Below are 22,240 nucleotides of genomic sequence, written 5' to 3'. Positions count from 1 at the left end.
CGCAGCAGATGCGTGCGTATCGGCCGCCCTACCTAGAACCGAACGAAGAGTCCTCCGTAGGGTCCGTCCAACGTCGCATCAATAAACACCCCCGACTCATCCACCTCCATGTCGATGTAGCGGTAACCGGCATAGACCCCGACCAGCGGCAGCGGCGAAAACTCGATCTGGCCATCGGCGTCGAGCAGGGTGTTGCCATCGTATTTAAGGTAACCGACCCGCCCGACCAGGGCCAGCCAGTCGGCCAGACCGACGCGGGCACGGGCGCCGATGGTCGGCACCGGTGCCGAGATCGAATCCTGCTCGTTAAGAGCGCCGCTGCTGTCCCGCATCGAGACCTCGCCATCGATATACTTGACCGACAGTTCAGGTCCGAACTGCAGTCGCACCGGCAGGTCATCGATGTTGATGATGTGCCAGACGAGGCCGAAATCATACATGTCGATCTTGACATCGCTCGACACATTGGTGTTCACATTGAAAGTCTGGCCGTTGAAAATGATCTGCCGATTGAGATTGCCGTTACCGGAAAACTCGATCGGCAGATAGCCCGCCGACAGCCGGAAGGGGCCGAGATTCAGCGCCGCCTCACCGATGAAATCCTCGCTGTCGTCATAGTTGAGGTCGTTCTTCAGATTGATGCGGGTACCGGCCAGGCCGCCACCGTCGACGGCAAAATCTCCATCCGGAGAAAGGGAAATATAACCGGCCTTGACCGAAAGAATTTCATCGGCCGAAGCGGTTCCGACCGCCAGCAGCAATCCACAGAGCACCAGTAAAATCGAACGAAGTTGCATGATATGCCTCCTGAAAGGGAATGGTGAGCAAACTCCACATTGCAAAGGGCGAACCAAACCGCTAACATATTGATATCACGTAAACACAGACGCCGCGAGTCAATTGTCCGACATCAGGCCCGACACTTTACGACAGTGACTGAGGGCATCTGCCGCAATAGGAGCCGTAGCAATGAATCATGATTTCTGGCACCAGAGCTGGCAACGGGGAGAGATCGGCTTTCATCTCGACTACGATCATCCGCAGCTGCTGGCCAACTTTGACCGGCTGCAGGCATCCGCCGGGGAAACGATTTTCGTCCCGCTGTGCGGCAAAAGCCGCGACCTGATATGGCTGGCGGAGCGAAAACTGCTGGTGATCGGCGTCGAACTGAGCTCACTGGCGATCAAAGCCTTTTTCGATGAGCACGGGCTGCAGCCGGAAAGGGAAGATGTCGGGGAACTGCAACTCTGGCGGGCGGGAGCCATCCACATCTATTGCGGGGACTTTTTCGCCCTGCGGCAGCAACATCTGCGCGACGCCCGGCTGGTCTACGATCGCGCCGCGCTGATGGCCCTGCCGCCGCGGGTGCGTCATGATTATGCCGTCCGGCTGACAGAATGGATGCCGAGCGGAGGACGGATACTGCTGATCAGCAACAGCTATGACCAGCAGCTGATAGACGGCCCGCCCTTCTCGGTGCCCGCCGGGGAGATCGAACAGCTCTACGGTACGGCCTTCGATATCGAGATGCTGAGCAGTAAGGAAATGATCGACGCGCATCCCGGGTTGCGTCAACGGGGGCTGGATTCGTTCGTGGCGGAGACGTTTTTGTTGTGTAAGAGATAGAATCGCACCACCCCCTTGAAGGCGGTCGAGGCGTACCCGGATGCAAGGCGCATGAAGACTGAAACCGCAGACGTAGCGGCAGCTGCATCGAGGATTGAAGGCTGAGCGTAACGCAGCAGATGGGTGCTTCTCGACTGCCTTCGCACCAAAAGCGGGAGCGCCCGCCAGCGCCTCACTTTTCTTGCTTGCCCAAGAAAAGTGAGCAAAAGAAGGGCACCCGAATGTCTTGCCCGCTGGCGCGGGTTCCCTCCGTTCGGCAGACGCTTCGGGGCCGGGACGAAAACTCGGCTGCGCCTCAGACATTCGTCCGGCTCTCTCCCGAAACGTCCACCTCTCTCCGGCGGCGACAACACGGGGGAAACACCAAAACCAGTCAAAACACCCCCAGCACCACCGTCACAAGGTGGTCGAGACGTGCCCGGATGCAAGGCGCGCGAAGACTGAAACCACAGGTGTAGCGGCAGCTACATCGAGGATTGAAGGCTGAGGGCAACGCAGCAGACGGGTGCGTCTCGGCCGCCCTCGCAGCATGAGGTGTAGCGACAGCTACTCCGCAGCGACTGAAGACGCGAGCAACGCAGCAGGCGGATGCTTATCGGCCACCCCGACGCTTCCCCGGCCAGTTGTTGATGCTTTCACTGATCTGCCCCCACATCCCCCGCAGCAGCCCCAGTTCACCGCGATCCGGGCGGGCGCGGCTGATCAGCTGCCGCAGGCGGGTCAGGGTGGCTCCGGGGCAGGCCGGGTTGGTGAAACCGATCCGATCGAGAACGTCATCCATCTGCGCGTAAACCGCCTGCAGTTCCCCCTCTTCCGGCAGATCCCTCACCTCTCCGACCGTTCCCGGCCGACGATGCAGTTCATAGAGCAGCACCATCACCGCCTGGGCGAGATTGAGGGACCCGACCTCTTCGCTGCTGGCGATCCGCACTCCGGCGCCGCAGCAGGCGATTTCATCGCCACTCAGGCCGCGGTCCTCACGGCCGAAAACCAGCGCCGCCCGGGCCCCTGCGGGAAGCGCGCCCACCAGTTTCGGCAGGTGACTGCTCGGATGGAGTGTTCCCCGCAGACGACCGGCGCGCCGGGTGGCGGCGACACTCAGGTGAACATCGGCCAGGGCTGCCGGCAGATCGGGAAAACAGCGGGCCGAGCCGAGCAGGTGATTGCCGGCAACGGCGAACTTGCGTGCCTCGGGATGCAGGTACGGGCAGGGATTCACCAGGCGCAGGTCGGAAATACCGAAATTGGCCATCGCCCGGCAGACCATGCCGATATTGCCGGGATGCTGCGGTTCGACCAGCACGACACTGAGTGATTGGGGAAGAGGAGTCAGCATGGGCGTTATCATAGTCTGACAGATACCTGATCACCAGCGCTTTTACGCCCCGGACATATCATTAATATTACCAATATCTGTCATCGGCTTTATCTGTAATAACGATTGGACATTCCGGACCGGATTCAGTTTAATCCTGACTTGGGCATGAGAACCGAATTTTACCACCGAGGAGAACCTGATACATGAAACGTCTTGTTTTTCTGTTGCTCATCCTGCTGCTCGGCGTCAGCAGCGCCTGGGGGAAAACCGTCTCGGGAGAGGTGGTCATGACCTTCGACCTCTCCGGGCAGCAATCCGGCCGGGAAGCCAGGCTCTGGATTCCCTACCCGATTTCCGATGCCAACCAGCTGATCAGCGATATCCACTGGGAAGGTAATTACAGCGAGGCGGCCGTCTACACCGACCGGGAAAACAGCATCCCGATACTCTACGCGCGCTGGGCGGCAGACGCCGACAGCCGCCGGCTGACCCTCCGCTTCAAGGCCGAACGCAGGGAACAATTACGCCGGGACATCCCCCGGGCAGACGTTCCCCTCGACCGGGCCGCCTTCAGCCGCTACCTCGGCGCCACCAGCATGGGGCCGATCGATGGTCCGGTCAAGGCTCTCACCGACCAGATCGTTGCCGGGAAAAAGACCAACCTGGAAAAGGCCCGCGCCATCTATGACTGGACGGTGGACAATACCTTCCGCGACCCGAACACCCGCGGTTGCGGCCTCGGCAACGTGCCGCGCCTGCTTGACCGTCCCGGCGGCAAGTGCGCCGACATCAGTTCCATCTATGTCGCCCTGGCCCGTTCGGCCGGGATCCCGGCCCGCGAAATTCTCGGCATCCGGCTGGGAAAAAAGGATGGCCAGGACATCACCGGCTGGCAGCATTGCTGGGCCGAATTCTACCAGCCCGGTTACGGCTGGGTGCCGGTCGACCCGGCCGACGTACGCAAAGCGATGCTGAAGCAGAACCTGAAGCTCGATGATCCGCAAGTCGCCAAACTGCGCGAGGACTTCTGGGGCGGCGTCGATGCCTACCGTGTCCGTCTCTCCGAAGGGCGTGATATCGAACTCAACCCTCCGCAACAGGGACCGGCCGTCAACTACCTGATGTACCCCTTCGCCCAGGTCGGTGGCAAGACCCTGGACTGGCTCGATCCGAAGACCTTCAGCTACCAGATCACCTACCGGCAATAAGCCGCAAGGGGGCCGGCACCGACGGTGCCGGCCCCCTTGTTTCCTGCTCTACTCCAGAAACCAAACCTGTGGGCGGGTCCACCACCCCATGTCCCCGGCAAATGGCTAGAAATCAAGTCTCAACTCGCCGAGCACCTTCTGGATACGACGCTCGCCGCCACGCTGTTCAGTATAACTGAGCGACGAACTCAATTCCGACTTTCCAAGCAGCATCAGGGAAGCACCGAACTCAAAATAATCCTGGTGCCTGCCCTGTCCCTCGATGGTGAAATTCGCCTGGGTGCCCCCGGCAAAGGAACCGGTGAGTTCCTGATCATCGACACCGAAGTCATGATTCCAGGCAAGGCTCAGTTCAGGGACGAGGGCGCCGAAGGGAATGGCAAAGGGCCGATTGAAGCGCGCCCCGAAATCAGAAACCAGGGCACTGGTCGTGCGCTGGTCCGCGACCAGGCTGAAGGCTCCGCCCCCCTGCTCGGCAAAGCCGTCCTCATCCAGCGAAACATAGCTCAAACCTAGATAGGGCTGAATCAGCAACAGGTCTGCGTGAATATTGCAGCCGGCTTCCGAATAAAGCGACCAGCTCGTCCCGTTATGGTCACTGGTCGCGGTCTGCGGAGTTGCAAAGGCAATAAAATTGCGCTGGTTGTCATAGTCATGATGCCCCCAGCCGAGAGCTCCGTCCAGGTAGAACCGCGGATCAAAATAACTCGCATAGAGAGAGACAAAGGTACTGTCGACATCTCCGGAACCCCGCCCCCCGGAAATATCGACCGATGTGCGGAGAGCACCGAACTCCACCCCGGCAACCAGCTTGTCGCTGATCATCAGGTCGATGCCACCAGTTAAGCCACGGGACTCGAAGTCATAGGCATCGAAGCCATCAACGGCTGACTGATCTCCCCAGAGCCCGGTCGCATTCACCCAGAGACCATAGTTGAGAACAGACGGGGCGGGAGGGGCCAACAGCTGCCGCAGGTTGGCATCGGACCCGTTATAGGCAAGTAACAACGTCCCCCCCTGCCCCCAGTCAAGGTTCTTCGACAACTCCTGGGGAATCCCCCCGGTGCGGCGAATCGTCCGCAATCTCTGCAACAAGGGGTTGAACTGCTGGCGGGCAACGTCCAGGGTTGCGGTCGTCAGATAATTGTATTGATTCGGTACCAGAGGAGCATAGATTTTCGCCAGCGCCGCGACATCCGGCTGCGCGAACAGGGTGCTGATGTAGGGTGCCATGGTGTCCGACCCCCCGGCCAACTGCAACCGGTTGAAATATTCGGCCATGCGTTGCTGATTCGGCTCAAGCCCTTCGGGAGTAAAGGTTATCTTCAGTCCCAGGGCGAGGCTCTGCGGATCAGGCTGGAGCAGCTGGTAACGGACCACTGCCGAGGGAGCGACCTGAAAATCGAGACCCCCATCCGACAATCCCCCCGTGCCGCTGGCGATAACCGGCTGATAGCTCCCCGGCTGCAACAATTCAGAGTGCAGCGGATTAAGGACAACGCTTCCGTTCAAATCAACCTGGCCGTCAGACTCGAGCCAGTCGACTTGATTGTCCGAGAAATCGACATCGACCAGATAGCTTCCTGAAGCGTCCTGGCGGACCTCACCCGAGACAATGGTATGGGTAGCACGACCCAGGCCACCGGGAGAAAGACGCCCCTGGTTGATCACCGTATTACCACTGCCGACCGCCAGGCGGTCCCCGGGGCAGAGTTCCCCACTGACTCGGTTGAGCAGCTGGTTAGTCCCCGCGCCGAGATCGACATTGCCGAATAGCGTGCCGAAGTTATCGATCCGTTCATTCCCGCTGGTACCGAGAACGGCCGTTCCATCGACACCGTCGACTGTCAGCACCATGGCGTGGTTGCTCAGGGTGTTGTCCCGGCCACCGTCAAAATGGACTCCGACTCCTGTTCCTGAGCCACCCATCACCAGGGCGCCGTTGAGAGCCAGGGAGATATCTCCGTCTGGTCCGCCGCCCCCGCCGGCGCTTTGGACAAAGATGCCGGTCGAACCGAGGCCGGAAGAAATCACCTCATCGTTAAAAGCGAGAGTGATGTCACCGCCGCTGCCGCTGCCGCCGGCACTGCCGGCAAACAGGGTATCGACCATCCCGCCGCCGCCGCCGAGACTCTGGGCCAGAACCCCGTAAGCTTCGGCTCCGGACACCCGAACGGCCCCCTGCTGGGAGAAATTGAGGGTACCGCCGTTACCGCTCCCTTCCGTGCTCGGACTCAGCTCGATGTCAGCCGGGTCGAGGTCGGTGAACAAGGCCCCGCCGCCGCCACCGATCGACTGCAGAATGATGCCGTGAGAACGCTCGCCTGCTGTTGCCACCACACCGGTATTGGCAAACAGAATGGTGCCGCCATCACCGGCGGCCCCATTGCGGCCACCGATGGTGACGGCCAGAGAGTCGAGGCCGCTCAGGTGAGCGTCAGCGCCGCCGGCACCGATGCTCTGCATAACCAGACCGGTTGAATACGCACCCTCGGTGATGGTGTGACCAATGTTGGTGACATCGAGATTGCCGCCATTATTGTTGCTGCCCCCGTCAGCGCCGAGGGCAATGGTAGCCGTGGCACCGGGGTTGGCGGCCGCAAGCGGTTGGACACCCGCAAGGCGGAGAAGAGGAGCGGGTACCGTAACAGGCGTTGGGACTGTGGTGTCCTGTTGCGGAACAGTCTGGACGTTGACGATGATGTGGCCACCACCGCCGCCGACTGACTGGTAGGAAGCACCCTGGGCCTTCTCATTGGTGGTATAGATTATGCCCTCTTTCCTGGCGCTCAGATTGCCACCCTCACTGGCAAAGGTGTCCTGTGCCCCGGCCAGCAAGTCGAGAGAAAATTCTGTACCTTCTTCAAGAATGTCATTGAGCCAGGTAGTTCCGCCGCCGCCACCGATGGACTGAATCTGGGAGGCGACGAGCACCGATCCATGAACCAGTAAACTGCTGACCTGGTCAGTGGCAACGTCCCCGCCCGCCGCCTTCCAGGCCATCTTGGCACCCACCTGCACGGGGGCCATAATATGACCGACAAGATTACTGAGCACCGGATCGTTGGACGGCACTTCGATCCCGTCTTCGCCGATTTCAACCGCTCTCTCACTCACATCCAGGAACAGATTGAGGTTCCCGCCGCCGCCGTTGACGGTCTGGGCCTGGAAAGCATGACTGTTATCACCATACATGGTGATATCGCCCTTGGCATTCAAGGTCACATCGCCGGTCGTGTCAGCGGCCTTATCGATGAGATCGCGAACCAGCCCGAGAGTGATATCTGTCCCCAGCCCTGCGGCCATCCACAGCGGACTGCTGAGAGAATAATTCATGTTGCCGCCGCCACCGGCGACAGTTTGGGCATAGATGCCGTAGGCATTGTCACCATGGGCAATGATCGCACCGGTGTGATCGACGTTAACGTTGCCACCGGAACCGCCCGCACCGCCAACACCGCCGACACCGATATTCAGCAGCACCCCCTCCGGCACCGCACCCTTCCAGAACGGGTTGACCAGCAGGTTGTGGGACAGAGCGATGGCAAAGCCGCCGTTGCCGCCGCCACCGCCGACGCTCTGGGCATAGACGCCATAGGAACCGTCACCGAAGGTCTCGATGGTGCCGGAATTCCTGACCACCACGTTTCCGGCGTTGTTGCCGGAACCGCCGAAGCCGCCGAGGGCAACGGTGCTGACATGCTTTTGGGAGCCAATTGTTCCGGTTGCACCCATGCTGAGATCGCCGCTGATGGCGAGGCCGCCGTTGCCGCCACCGCCGCCGATCGACTGGGCGATGATGCCATGGGCATCCTTGCCGAGGGTGGTGATCTTCCCGGAATTCTCAACCAGGGTGTTACCGGCAACATCACCGGTTCCTCCAATGCCGCCGACACTCAGATCAAAAGTGACGGTGGTCTTGTCACCCTCACGCCCTTCGCCGGCAGCGCTGGTGGTAATCGTGGTGCTGCCGTTACCACCGCCGCCGCCGACGCTCATGGCCAGGATACCGTGTGAATTGTTGGCATAGGTCTTGATATCAGCGGCTTTTCCGGAGTCATCCATAAGGTTTTTAACCGTCACATCACCGGCAGTACCTCCCAGTCCGCCGACGCCGCCGATACCGAGGTAGATATCGTTGCCGGCCTTGCCCATCAGCGAACCGGTGACGACCGTGCTGCCGTTGCCGCCACCACCACCGATCGACTGCGCCAGAATCCCGACGGAATCTCCAAGAGTGGTGAGAATGCCGCCCTGATTGACAACGTCCACCTTGTCACTGCTGCCGCCGATACCGCCGTCTCCGCCAAGGGAGAGAGCAACATGGGCGCGCGGATCTTGGCCTGCTTTGTTATAAAGAACCTCGTTCATCACCAGACCACCATTACCGCCGCCGCCGCCCAGACTCTGGGCCAGGACACCGTGAGATTCATGCCCCCCGGTGGCAATCAGGCCGCTGTTGGTGACCTTGACAACTCCGGCCGTCATCCCCTGGCCACCCTTACCGCCAACAGCAACCCGCACGCTACTGGCTTCAGATTTGATCGAGGGGGTACTGCCACCGGCGCCGCCACCACTGCCGCCGCCACCACCGACTGACTGCGCCAGAATGCCGACGGAATTATCACCGGAGGTGGAGACGGTGGCAGAGCTGTCAACTGTCACCGCGCCACCGGCACCGCCGCTGCCGCCGGTGGCACCGATGGAGAGCGCCGCCGTGGCCGAGGTCAAAAAGCCCATCCCCCCACCACCGCCGCCGTTGCCGCCACCGCCACCGATCGACTGGGCGTAAATGGCGTGGGAATCTCTGCCTGCGGTCGCAACAATTCCTTCGGCGTTCAACACCACATTACCGGCCGAACCACCCTGACCGCCCTCCAGGCCGACAGCGACACTGAAATCCTTGGTCGCGGTCTCTTTTTCCTTGTTGGCCGGCAACATGGCCGCCACCGAGATGGTTGAGCTGTTGCCCCCGCCGTTGCCGATCGACTGAGCCAGCAGCCCGTAGGCATTTTCACCGTGCGTGCTGACCTGCCCTTTGGAACTCAGACTGACATCGCCGCCTTTGCCGCCGACACCGCCAAAATTACCGACGGAGACACCGATCTTGCCATTCTCGGAGGTATAGGCGGTATTCAAGGAGGTATTGCCGCCACCGCCGCCAATCGACTGGGCCAGAATCCCGTAAGAACCCCAGCCCCAGGTTTCGAGGTTGCCCGCGTAGTTGACATTCACGCTGTCACCGACGCCGCCATTACCGGTGCCACCGCCGACGGCAACGTTCAGGCCCTTGGTCCCTTCACTCTTGCCGTGATAGGCCAGGGACATGTTGATGTGCGCGTTACCGCCGCCGCCGCCGATGGACTGGCCGAGGAGGCCGAAACTGTTATTGCCGAAAGTGCTGATATCGCTGTAGTTATCCACCGCAACTTTGCCGCCATGGCTGGCGGCGGCGCCGAAGCCGCCGACAGCAAGAACCAGCCCGTAAGACTGAGTCTTCACTCCACCATCGGACGATCCGGCCAGACTGACGCCGAACTGGAAGTTCATGCCGGCATCGCCGCCACCACCACCAATACTGGACGCTTCAATGGCGGCGGCTCCTTCACCGATGGTGGTGATCTTGCCGGCCGCCCGGGTTTCACTGCCGCGCCTGACCGTGACATCCCCGCCATGTCCGCCCCCGAGACCGGAACCGCCGATGCCGACACTGGCCGGCGAACTGTTGCTGGCGACAAGGACATTCAGATTCATGCCGCCGTTACCGCCGCCGCCACCGATCGACTGCGCCAGGATGCCGCGGGAATAGTCTCCGGCCACCTTAATCGTTCCGCTTGAATCAACCTCCACCTTGCCGGCATCGGCCCCCTGCCCCCCCAGACCGCCGATACCGATATCGGCAGTGAAGTCCAGCGCCTCGCCGGAGTTGGAGGTATCACTGAGGCTGCCGGCGATACTGGCGTTGAAACCGCCGTTGCCGCCACCACCGGCAATACTCTGGGCCAGAATGCCGTGAGTCCAGTCTCCGACTGTTTCGGTATCACCCGTGTGGCTGACAGTGACATTGCCGCTACGCGCGGCCGCGCCGCCGAAACCACCGAGGCCGAAGGTCACCGAAGGGAGTTTTTCTTTTGCGATGGAGAAACCGCCGCTGACATTCACCCCGCCGTTGCCGCCGCCACCGCCGATCGATTGGGCCATGATGCCGGCGGAGTGTTCCGGTTCGGTCGGACCGACGATGGCATCAACAAGCGCCTTGACGTTGGCATCACCGGAGGTCAACTCATCGACCGCGCCGACCACCGCATCGACAATCGTCTGCAGAATGATCTCGCCATCGTCCAACGGGTCAATATCCCCGGACGCCGCAAAGATATCGGTGCTGCTGGCGACCTTGACGTTACCTCCGGTACCGGCCGTACCGGCCAGACCGCCGACACCGATGCTGATGGGAGAATCGGTGACCAGGCCGCCACTGACGTTGAGGGTGCCGTTGCCGCCGCCACCGCCAATACTCTGGGCAGTGATAGCCGAATAGCCGTCACCGTAAGAAGAAATCGTGTCAGTGGTGCCATTACCGGTGGTCGTGACGTTCACGTCTCCAGCGTTGCCACCGCCACCACCGAAACCGCCGACACCGACGAACAGGGCATGGCCATCGCTCTTGCCGGTGCCGATGGAAAGCCCGGCGCTGACATTCACCCCGCCGTTGCCGCCACCACCGCCGATCGACTGGGCGAGCAGCCCGTGGGAGCCTTCGCCCTCATTGTACGCATAGTGAGCAGGGACAATGACACCGGTGTCGGTATCAGCCGTTTCGGGAACCCAGGTTCGCGGCTGCGCCACGATGGTGCCGCTGTAGTCTACGTTGACGTTGCCGGCATTGCCGCCACCGCCGCCGAAACCTCCCACCCCGATAGAGGTTGCCAGCGCGGCCTGCTTGTCAGCGCTTTTATAAGAGACCGCCAGGGACCCGGCGACATTGAAGCCACCGTTCCCGCCGCCGCCACCGATCGACTGGGCGACCAGTCCACTGGAGCTGTTCCCTTCCGTGACCACTTGGCCGGTAACACCAAGATCGACATTGCCGGCGTTGCCACCACCACCGCCGAAGCCACCGACCCCCAAGCCGACGGCCAACCCGGTTTTGCCGGTAATATTCACCCCGGCACCGACGTTGACACCACCATTGCCGCCGCCACCACCGATCGACTGAGCAATAACCGCAGAGGAATTGTCGCCGCTGGTTCCGATCTGCGAGTATGTCGCCGTCGTTGCAATCGTGCTGCGGACATTGCCGGCGTTGCCGCCGCCGCCACCAAAACCACCGAGGCCGAGACCACCGGTGCCACCATAGTCGATGGCGAAATTGATCCCGGCAGAGACGTTCACCCCGCCATTGCCGCCGCCGCCGCCAATCGACTGGGTGAGAACAGCGGCGGAATCATCCCCAGTCGTTACCACGCCTCCGGTAACCGAACTGATCGACTGAGCTGCGTTCCCGCCGCCACCGCCGAACCCGCCAACACCGAGAGCGGCATTGCCGCTGCCGGTCTTGGCACCGGTAAAGGTTCCGGTCACGTTCACGCCACCGTTGCCGCCGCCACCACCGACCGACTGGGTAAGAATACCGGCAGAACTGTTCCCCTGAGTCTGGACATAGCCACTTAGGGTATTCTTCGCATCGGCCCCGCTGCCACCGCCACCGGCGACACCACCCACTCCGACAGCCACGACACCAGTGCCCGTTTTCGCCGCCGAGAGCGCACCGGTTACATTAACCGCGCCGCTGCCGCCACCGCCGCCAAGCGACTGGGCGGCCACACCAAAGGAGTTCTCACCAACGGTATAAATCTCACCAGTCACGCTATTCGTCACCCCGGCGGAAAAACCACCACCGCCACCGACTCCGCCAAAACCGAGACTGACCGCGCCGCTTCCAGTACCTGCCAGGGCCACGGTGCCGTTCATTGAGAACAGTCCACTGCCACCGCCACCACCAACGGACTGAGCAAGGACACCACCGGAATCGGCTCCAAAGGTCAGGATGTCGCCGGAGACGCTGTTGGTAACGCTGTCAGCTGTGCCACCGTTACCGCCGAAACCGCCGACGGAGATGGAAGCACCGCCAGCAGCGGTTTTTGCGCCGGTCATAAATCCTGCGGCCGAAAAACCACCCAAACCACCACCGCCGCCAACGGACTGAGCGATGACCGCTACCGCTTTATCGCCGGAGGTTGTCACGTCGCCCGTAAGTGTGGAGTTCACTCGCCCGGCATTGCCACCGCCGCCGGCCATGCCGCCGACACCGACAACCGCACCACCACTGCCAACGCCTGAACCCGCCCCGGAAACGCTAACATTGAAGCCGCCGTTGCCGCCGCCACCACCAACGCTCTGGGCCAGCAGGCCAACGGAATTCTCGCCGGCAGTGACGATCTCGGCCGTCACAGCGACCGTTACATCGTCCCCATTCCCGCCAGCCGCGCCGCCACCACCAACGCCGACGCCACCGGCGCCACTGCCATACCCCGCCACCGCCGCAGAGACATTGACATTGAAGCCACCGTTGCCGCCGCCACCACCAACGGATTGGGCCAGCACCCCAACCGAATCCCTGCCTGCGGTTCCGATGACACTGGTCAACAACGGATCATCATTGGTAACGGTCAGGTTTACCGTCGAACCATGCCCACCCCCGGCACCAAAACCTCCGATACCGACTCCGACCGATCCGGTACCGTACCAGGCGCCAGAACCGGAAAGATTGACATTAAAACCACCATTGCCACCGCCACCGCCAACCGACTGGGCGAGAATTCCAGTTGAGGAATCACCCAGGGTCGAAACATTCCCCCTGACGGAACCGGTGACTGCCGCACCATCACCGCCACCCGCGCCGCCGCCACCAACACCGACACCACCGGCACCACTGCCGAAATAAGCTACCGCGCCGTTGCCGGCAACACTGAACCCACCGTTGCCACCACCTCCGCCAATCGACTGGACCAGAAAGGCAGTCGAATTGGAACCGAGCGTCGCGATATCCTTTTCCGCCGTGGCATTGACACTGCCGGCATTGCCGGCCAAATCGCCGAAACCACCGACACTGAAATTCACTGCTCCGGTTCCGAACACCGCCCCGGCACCACCGACACTGACACTGAACGCTCCATTGCCGCCACCACCACCGACGCTCTGCGACAGCATCCCGATGGAATCGTCACCATGGGTCAATATCGTCTCTTTGGCATCGGCTGTAACAGCACCCCCAGCACCACCACCGCCACCAACCCCGCCGATACCGGCAGAGACCTCGGCACTGCCGAAAAGACCGACCCCGAGCCCCCCGACAATACTGAAGCCGCCATTGCCGCCGCCACCGCCGATCGATTGGGCAATCATCCCGCTGGACTTAGTGCCAAAGGTCTCAATCGAGCCGAGGCTCTCCAGGGTCAGTGCACCACCATCACCAGCCGCACCACCGGAGCCGCCAACGCTGACATCCACATTGCCACCACCACCGATCGCGCCGTTCAGACCGGCGGCAATGCTACCACCGGCATGACCTCCGCCACCACCGACGCTCTGGGCAAGCAGACCGATTGAATGGTCCCCGCGGGTGATCAGCCGACCGGCATAGTCAGCTACCACCGCGTTGCCATTGCCGCCGCTACCACCCGTTCCACCGACGCCAACGTTCACTCCAATGGCAAACCCGCCAGCCGCGGAACCGCCGGCCGCGACGGTCAGACCGCCATTGCCGCCACCACCACCGATAGACTGGATGATCACGCCATCCGCACCATCACCGGAAGTACTGACAGCGCTGTCAATATGTGCGGTCACCTTTCCGGCCGCTCCGCCGCTGCCGCCGGAGCCACCGACACCGACGGTAATCGGTACCGCCGCCCCCATGAGTGCAACACTGCCACCGGCGGAGACAACCGTGCCGCCATAACCACCACCCCCACCAATGCTTTGCACCACGACACCGTCGGACTGGCTGCCTACCGTGGTCACAATGCCCTTCTCGGTCACATCAACATCACCACCGACACCCCCGGAACCACCGGAGCCGCCCACGGATACAGAAAGCGCGCCACTCAGTACGGCGCCGCTCCCGGCACTCCCCGCCACCGTTGTGCTGCCGTTGCCGCCACCGCCCCCGACCGATTGAGCCAGGAACCCGGTCGATGCCTCGCCAGTGGTCTTAATATCACTCTCCACATCGACCGCAACGCTGCCACCCGAACCGCCGGAACCACCGGAGCCGCCAACCGCCACACTGACAGCCATGCCGTCGCCGGAAGAAATCGTACCGGCGACGGTTGTGCCGCCGTTACCGCCACCACCGCCGATCGACTGCACAACAACAGCGGACGCGCTGTTGCCGGTCGTGGTCACTTTACCTTTGCCAGTAAGTCTCAGTCTGCCGCCCTGGCCACCTGCGCCACCCGAACCACCGATAGCAACGGAAACGGTTGCAATGGAACCGAGACTGCCCTGAACAGCATTGCCACCATTACCACCGCCACCACCGACGGATTGCGCCATAATCCCGGTCGAACGATTGCCTTTGGTAGAAATGACAGAAGGCGTCTCAGAACCGTTGACCATGAGGGTATTCAGATCGACCCTGACTTCGTCGCCCCCCCCCCCGGCCGCACCACTGCCGCCAAGGCTGAAACCGACAAAGGCGGAACCGGAGTAACCAGAACCACCGTTGCCGCCGCCACCGCCGACGGATTGGGCGAAAAGCCCCGTTGAATCCGCGCCGTCGGTAAAAATTTCGCCGCCATGAGTCACCGAAACCTTGCCACCGTGGTTACCGGTTCCGGCGCTGCCGCCGATGGTGACCACGCCACCGGCGGTGCCGCCGTCACCGCCGCCACCACCGACGCTCTGGGCGAACACGCCGAAAGATTTGTCGCCCGTGGTCTGAATCTTCCCGCCGGTATTGACGCTTACGGCAGCACCCTTGCCGCCGCCGGTGCCGGTACCACCAATGACAATCGCGCCCCCCGAGGAGGCACCAGTTCCGCCACCGCCGCCAATCGATTGCGCATAGACTGCGGTCGCCTGCACGCCGCTGGTGGAGATGTCACCGTTGCTGGCCACCACAACTTCACCGGCGTCGCTCCCGGAGGTACCGGAGCCACCAATGGCGACCAGTCCACCACTCCCGCCGCCAAAACCACCGCCACCACCGATGCTCTGGGCGAAGATCCCGCGCGCAGAGTCACCGGAGGTGGTCAGTTTGCCGTCACTTTGAACCACAACTCTGCCGGCCGAACCACCATTGCTGCCGACGCCGCCGAGGGCTACGACTCCACCGGCGCCGGAGCCGATACCACCGCCACCGCCGATACTTTGAGCGAAAATCGCATCGGAACGCAGGGCGGAGGTGATGATATCTCCGCCGGTATTGTTGGTCACGGTTACCGCGCCGCCATTGCCACCGGCAGTGCCGCTGCCGCTGAGCGCCACAAGCCCGCCCGAACCACCGCCGGATCCGCCGCCGCCACCGACACTTTGAGCAAAAATACCGCGGGAATCATCATGATAGGTGGTCAACAGACCGCTGTTGGTCACCGCCACTGCCGCGCCGTTTCCCGAACCACCGCCATGACCGGCCAGCCCCACAACTCCTCCAGAGCCGGAACCGTCGCCGCCACCGCCGCCGATACTCTGGGCAAAGATCGCGTCCGATTCACTCCTGCCGCTGTCAGCCGCCGCTCCGGTGGTCACAGAACCACTGTTGGTCACCCTGACGACGCCACCGTTACCACCCTGAGATCCGCTGCCGCTGAGCGCAACCAGGCCGCCGGAGCCGGCACCGGAGCCACCGCCGCCACCGACACTCTGGGCAAAAACGCCCCGGGAATTGTCGCCGTCAGTCGTCAGGACCGCGGCATTGGATACACTCACGGACGCCCCGTCGCCGCCACCACCACCATGGCCGCTGATTCCGACCACCCCACCGGATCCCGCACCGGCACCACCGCCACCGCCGATGCTCTGGGCGAAAATGGCTTCCGAGCCATCGCCACGGGTGCTTATTGTCCCGCCGGCCTGGTTAGTGACCAAGATCGTACCGCCGTTTCCAGCCCCGCCGCCGAGGCTGCCGAGGGCGACCAGCCCGCCGGCCCCCCCACCCGAGCCGCCACCGCCGCCAACACTTTGGGCAAAAATGCCGCTGGATTCGCCGAAGAAGGTCTGCAAGACTCCGCTGTTGGTGACCCTTACCCCACCGCCGTTGCCGCTGCCGCCGCCGGCACCGCTGACCCCGACCACGCCGCCGGAACCTGAGCCATTTCCGCCGCCGCCGCCGACGCTCTGGGCAAAGATCGCATCCGCCTCTGATTTACCAGTCTGCCCGGCCTGACCGCTGCTGATTGAACCGGAATTCACAACCCACACAGTGCCGCCATTTCCGCCACCGGAACCAGCGCCGCTCAATGCGACCAGGCCGCCGGCGCCGCCACCGGTTCCGCCGCCGCCACCGACACTCTGCGCAAAAATGCCGCGGGCCTGGTCACCGACGGTCTGCAGACTCCCGGCACTGGTCACGCTGACGTTTCCACCTTTGCCGCTACCGCCGCCGGAACCGCTGATGCCAACCACGCCACCGGCACCGGCACTGGAGCCACCACCACCGCCAACACTCTGAGCGAAAATGGCGACCGAACGCGCGCCCCGGGTGCTGATATCGCCGCCGGCCTGATTATTCACGGTTACCGAGCCGCCGTTACCGGCCCCGCCGCCATGACTGCTGAGCGCAACCAGCCCGCCGGCGCCGCCGCCTGAACCGCCACCACCACCGACGCTCTGGACAAAGATGCCGCGGGCATCATTGCCAAAGGTCCGCAGGGCGGCGGCATTGGTTGCACTGGCAGCACCACCATTGCCGCTGGCCCCGCCAGCGCCGCCGACACCGACCACGCCACCGGCAGCCCCCCCGGAACCACCGCCGCCACCGATACTCTGGGCAACAATGGCATCCGAATTATATCCCTGGGTGGTAATAGCTCCTCCGCTCTGGTTGTTCACAATAACGGTTCCGCCGGAGCCACCGGCCGAGCCGCTGCCGCTGAGCGCGACCAATCCGCCATTCCCGCCGCCGGACCCACCACCGCCACCGATGCTCTGGGCAAAGATGCCGCGGGCCCCGTTGCCCTCAGTACGAACCACGCCGTTATTGGTGATGCTGACCCTGGCCCCATCACCGCCGGCCGCGCCGGAACCACCGGTTGCGACAATGCCCCCAGCCGAACCCGCATCACCACCGGTGCCGCCGATACTCTGGCCGAGAATGCCGTGGGCACCCTTGCCTGAGGTCCAGATAAGGCCAGTATTGTTGAGCGTCACATCCCCACCATCCCCCCCGATGGAACCACTGGCGGTGGAACCGACGATGCCCCAGCTGCCGCCGCTGGAACCACCGTTGCCACTGACACTGAGACCGTACATGCCGTGGGCATCGGTCCCCGTAGAGCGGATGTCGGCGTGGTTGGTCGCGGTGACATTGCTGCCATCGCTGCCGTGGCCACCGCTGCCGCTGCCGGACCAGAGATAGCCACTGCCGCCATCTCCTGCCTTTCCACTTCGACTGTAAGCAAAAATGCCGTATTTCGCCGTCCCGGAGGTGGTGATATCCGCGCCGCCACTATTGGTGATAAGGACGGTTCCGCCCTGGCCGCCATCACCGCCGGGCTGACCGCCCCAGAACGACCCGTAGGAATCCCCCCCCTTGCCGCCATTGCCACCGATGCTGCCGGCCTCAAAACCGATCTTGTCGGTGGTGCTGACTGCAGTGGAATTGGTGTAATTCAGCGTGCCGCCGGTGCCGCCATCGCCCCCGGCGGTCGGGGGGATAAAGAGCGTGCCCCAAGCGCCGTTGCTGCCACCGGTTCCGACCTTGACGACACGGATCCCGCCGGGACTGGCCTGGGTTGTATTCTGGGCGGCTGCCCCGGCGGAACCTCCCGACCAGGGGGAAGCATAATCAATGGCCGAGGTTGCCGCGGTCGGATCGGCCTGGGGGCGAAGCTGGACGGTTCCGGTCACCGGATCGGTAGAAACCACCTCCAGGGTCACCAGGTTACGATTGGCATCATAGGAATAGAGCAGATCCCCGACCTGGTTCTTGACCAGAACAAGGTAATCATCAGAGGTCCTCACATAGGCCAACTCCGTCGAACCGGAGGCAGCCGGGTCCGGCATCAACGCGACCACAACCACATCCTGTCCGGTAACGGGATTGGTCACGGTGTCGCCGATCTGGGTCGCCTGGGTGGGAGCGGCAGCAAAGGATACGCCGGCAGGCAAACACAACAGCAAGACGCAGACAAGAGCAGACAACCCGGTCGCTGAAACGGGACACTTTCGACGCAAAACCGAAAAAATGGAATTTATGCAGACATAGCGGTGCGTAAGAGCTCCCATGAGCAATCTCCTCCTGACAGCGACGAACTCCGCCGCCGCGCAAAATATAAAATTGGCCTCATTAATTGTCAGCCAGATTGCACAGTTTAAAATCCCAACCTCACAAAAACCTTACAGCGCAATAATTTTTCGGCTTTTCCGGGATTTTTCAGAATGCGGGGGGGGCTGAATCTATATGACGTGAAGAAGGGATGTATCGGCAGAGGAGGGTTCTGCAACAATGACGTTAAGCAGTTCGGAAATTTCGTCGGCAGGGTAGTCCTCGGCCTCAAGCAGGAGCTTGAATTCCTGCAGGACCTGACGCGCACGAAGAGACGAGGTTCGGCCGCAGAGACGGTAACGAAGGGCATGCAGGCGGTCGTTGAGCGGTTCGCAGCGCAACGCTTTTTCAACCAGGGCGACAGCTTGAGGCAGGCGCTCCGCAGCGACCAGCAGGTCGCTCCAGACCAGAGACAAGTTGGTCAGGGCGCGACAAAGATCACCCCGCATAGCGCGGATTTGTCCTTCTCCGGCAATCCCCGGGGCAAAATGACCCCGCCAAAGCGCCGCGGCCGCGGTGAACGCATTACCGGCCTGCCAATCTTCCTGCAGCCGATGATGCTTGAGTCCACGATCGACAGCGGTGAGAAATTCGCAGGCATCGATCCGGCAGTGGTTGAGCCGCAGGACCCCCCGTTCACGTTGCAGGTAACATTGGGCATTTTTCCCCGGCAAGACCCGATTCAAGGTCTTGCGCAAGCGTGAGACCAGGGTATCGAGAGCACTGTTGGCGGTCTCCTCCGGGCTTTCAGGCCAAAAATAGAGCTGAATAGTCTCGGTGGGAACTTTGAATCCCGGGGCGGTGATCAGCAGGCAGATCAGCTCGCGTTGCGCCGGAGTCAAATCCTCAACCGCCAGCAGCAATATCCCGGCCTGGCGAATCCGGAAGCAACCGAGGGTCTCTATCTGGAGCAAGGGGACCAGAGAGCCATCGTCCAAAACGGCACAGTCAAGCCGCTCGGCGGCAAGACTTCTGACATAATCCGGTTCTATCGCCCGGGCGACGGCAAGGCTGAAAATATCAGCCATGGCTGCCGAACTCCAACCCCAGAAATGCCGGTAGCTGTTCTGACGCATCAACCGCATACCGTTGGCGATATCCTCAACAGCCTGCGACTCCGCATCCCGGCCCAGATGAACCGAAGCCCGATGCAGCAGTCCACAGGCCTCAAGATATTCGGTCGGCATCTGTCGGGCGGCTTCGATTCCTTGATCCAGAAGTTGCAGAGCCCGGTCCCACTTACCGCAATGGGCGTTGATCAAGCCGGTCATCAACTGGTTGAGAGTCATGAAGTAGGCTCCACCGGAAAGTTCCCGCAGCCGCTGCGATTCCTCTGCCGCCTCCAAAGCGGCCCGGGGGCATTCCCCCTGCATCGCCAGAATCAACCCCTGCAACTGCAGCACCAGACTCTGCAGATGTGGGCTCAAGGGCGGCTGCCACAGCCGGGCCCGCTCCGCCAGAACCAGGGCCTCCTCTAATCGTCCCTGGTTGATGGCGATATCCATCTCCCAGACCTGGCAAAAGGGCCCGGCAATCGACTGGGACGCCATTTCGTTGCCGACGGCTTCGATAAACCGTTCCTTCTGTTCGAAATAATTGGCGAAATCACCGTCATGAAACAGGAAATTGAACAGCATCATGCGAATGGTCAACCGGTTGAACAACCCGACGTCGGGACGACAGGCGTAAGGGGAGGCCTGTTCCAGATACATTTGTGCAAGACTGGTATGACCGGCGAAGATCTGGATATAGCCTTTGACCATCAGCAGGGCCGCTTCTAAATCAGGCTGTTCTTCCTGCCGGGCGAGGTTCAGACCCAGCGTCGCAAATTTCGTCGACTGTTCAATATCGGCATGGAACAGCAGATACCCCATGGCAAGGTTGCGGGCAACCAGAATAGTCTGATGCGGATCAAGGGCATCACCCATCTGATAAAACAGCTCCGTTGCTCGTTGTAGCCACTTCTCCCCGACGCGGTAGTGACCGGTGGTGGTAATGTGGGTGGAGATGATATGGCTCAGACTGAAGAGTTCACCAACCGGGTTCCGTCGCGTGGCAAACAGCGCCAGCGCCTGGTTGAGAAGCGGCAGAACCTCACCAGGGGCACTGTCCAGCTGGGCAAGGGCGAGGTATAGACAAATCCAGCCATAGTCGTTCCGGCAGCAGACCGGCACCTGCTGAAGCAGTTGCTCCAGGGTGGCTGTCTGACTGGTCTCCAGCAGGGTCATGCCCACATCTCGCAGCAGGTTGTCAACCTTCTCCCAGGCATTGGCCAACAGCAGGTAACGCAGCGCCTGCATCATGCTCTGCCGCTGCAGACAGAATTGGCCGGCCTGCAGACAGATGCCCCGAATCACGTCCGGATTCAGTTCTTCCTTTGCCTGCTCCTGCAGAAATTGCTGAAACAGGTGATGGAGACCGAACAGGGCATTGTCATTATCCAAATGGTGGACAAAATGATTACGCCGAGCCAGCGCCGCAAGCTCTCCGGCAATGGCATCACTGCCGGTCAGTTCAACCGCCAAATCGACTGGAATCGACTCCAGCAGGGACAGGACCATCAGCGACCGGTGCAGCTCCGGGGGGAGGGAGGAGAAAACTTCCTCACGAAAATAACCATGGAGATCCTGTTGTCCAAGCCGGATTGGCAGTGGCCCGGCAGCAGACTGCCGCTCCATCTGCATAGCGAGCAGATGGACGCCCATGACCCAGCCGGCGGTGGAGTGAAAAATTCTGCGACAGGTCTCATGGTCGATTTCGCGATCAAAAACCTGGTGAAACAGATCGGTAATTTCATCCTCCGTCAGGGCCAGGTCCTGGTTATCAACGCGACAGAGATGACGATTGCGAACAAATTTCCCGCTACTGAACTGCGGCAGAGGTTCGCGGGAAGCAAAAACAAAATGGAACCGCGGCAGCACTTCCTCAAGCAGGCCGGACAACAGCTGCAGACTGGCCTGATGCGGAATCAGGTAGTGCAGGTCATCAAAGACCATGTAGAGGTCCTGATCGAGACAGGCGTCGAGATCGTTCAACAGCAGATTGAGTCGTTTCGGCAGTTCGAAGAAAACGAATTCCCCTTCGAGCAATTTAGCCGTGGCGACAGATGGGAATTGCGGGAACCGAGAGTGGAGACAGGCGAGAATCGCCCGCAGAAAGAACGCGGGATCGGCGTCTTCGGGCCCAACCTGATACCAGACCGAAGCGGCACCGACTCCGGCCAGAAACTGCTGAATCAGTGTTGTTTTACCCTGTCCGGCCTGAGCTTCGATAACCAGCGTCGGTAGCGCTGAACCCTTACCGCGGAGCAACCGCCCGACCAGCCGCTCGCGGTGAAGCAACCGAACGGCACCGGAGCGCGACGGGTAGAATTTATCGGCCGGGACCTGGGAGTAAAATGTGCCGATCGTCATCATCCCTCCGGTTCGGCAGTCGAATAAATGCGCCATCGACTCCCTGTATGCCCGTCTATTCATTGAGAACCGGACAACAACGTGAATTGCAATAGACCGTCTACACAACTCCCTGAAAAAAATCTAATAACCGAGCCTCTTGCAAAACTACATTCGACTCTCTGAATATATGTAGCGCAACAGCATA

At 61.6% G+C, this 22,240-nt stretch carries 6 protein-coding genes; 2 read left to right on the top strand and 4 right to left on the bottom strand.

From position 1 onward, the window contains the following. Positions 1-32 precede the first annotated feature (32 nt). A complete protein-coding gene (locus C2E25_RS04040; protein ID WP_103114510.1) occupies positions 33-797 on the bottom strand; it encodes a hypothetical protein in 765 nt (254 codons plus the stop codon). Positions 798-969: 172 nt separating this feature from the next. Between C2E25_RS04040 and C2E25_RS04035 the strand changes: the two genes are divergently transcribed. Continuing rightward, positions 970-1,626 (top strand): thiopurine S-methyltransferase, encoded by a 657-nt coding sequence (locus tag C2E25_RS04035; protein ID WP_103114509.1) that lies wholly within the window; start codon positions 970-972, stop codon positions 1,624-1,626. A gap of 592 nt (positions 1,627-2,218) precedes the next feature. Here the strand turns inward: C2E25_RS04035 and C2E25_RS04030 are convergent. Then, entirely contained in the window at positions 2,219-2,962 is a 744-nt protein-coding gene (locus C2E25_RS04030) for an RNA methyltransferase (protein ID WP_103114508.1), read from the bottom strand. A 185-nt stretch (positions 2,963-3,147) separates the two neighbouring features. Between C2E25_RS04030 and C2E25_RS04025 the strand changes: the two genes are divergently transcribed. Then, on the top strand, positions 3,148-4,152 hold the full coding sequence (locus tag C2E25_RS04025) for a transglutaminase-like domain-containing protein (RefSeq protein WP_103114507.1): 1,005 nt from the start codon (positions 3,148-3,150) through the stop codon (positions 4,150-4,152). Between the two features lie 105 nt (positions 4,153-4,257). Here the strand turns inward: C2E25_RS04025 and C2E25_RS17435 are convergent, their stop codons facing one another. Both C2E25_RS17435 and C2E25_RS04015 read right to left on the bottom strand, forming a co-directional pair. Then, positions 4,258-18,483 (bottom strand): autotransporter outer membrane beta-barrel domain-containing protein, encoded by a 14,226-nt coding sequence (locus C2E25_RS17435; RefSeq protein WP_158247119.1) that lies wholly within the window; start codon positions 18,481-18,483, stop codon positions 4,258-4,260. Positions 18,484-18,771: 288 nt separating this feature from the next. Beyond that, the gene (locus C2E25_RS04015; protein WP_233189330.1) at positions 18,772-22,053 is read right to left on the bottom strand and encodes a BTAD domain-containing putative transcriptional regulator; all 3,282 of its coding nucleotides are present in this window, start codon (positions 22,051-22,053) and stop codon (positions 18,772-18,774) included. Between the last annotated feature and the right edge of the window lie 187 nt (positions 22,054-22,240).

Origin of the sequence: Geothermobacter hydrogeniphilus, assembly GCF_002898515.1 — a bacterium.
GTDB lineage: Bacteria > Desulfobacterota > Desulfuromonadia > Desulfuromonadales > Geothermobacteraceae > Geothermobacter_A.
This window is presented reverse-complemented; position numbering and strand designations above follow the sequence as displayed.

Excerpts from the sequence above, each read along its gene's own strand:
- C2E25_RS04040 (WP_103114510.1), bottom strand. The coding sequence starts at position 797 with ATGCAACTTCGTTCGATTTTACTGGTGCTCTGTGGATTGCTGCTGGCG.
- C2E25_RS04035 (WP_103114509.1), top strand. The coding sequence starts at position 970 with ATGAATCATGATTTCTGGCACCAGAGCTGGCAACGGGGAGAGATCGGC.
- C2E25_RS04030 (WP_103114508.1), bottom strand. The coding sequence starts at position 2,962 with ATGCTGACTCCTCTTCCCCAATCACTCAGTGTCGTGCTGGTCGAACCG.
- C2E25_RS04025 (WP_103114507.1), top strand. The coding sequence starts at position 3,148 with ATGAAACGTCTTGTTTTTCTGTTGCTCATCCTGCTGCTCGGCGTCAGC.
- C2E25_RS04015 (WP_233189330.1), bottom strand. The coding sequence starts at position 22,053 with ATGACGATCGGCACATTTTACTCCCAGGTCCCGGCCGATAAATTCTAC.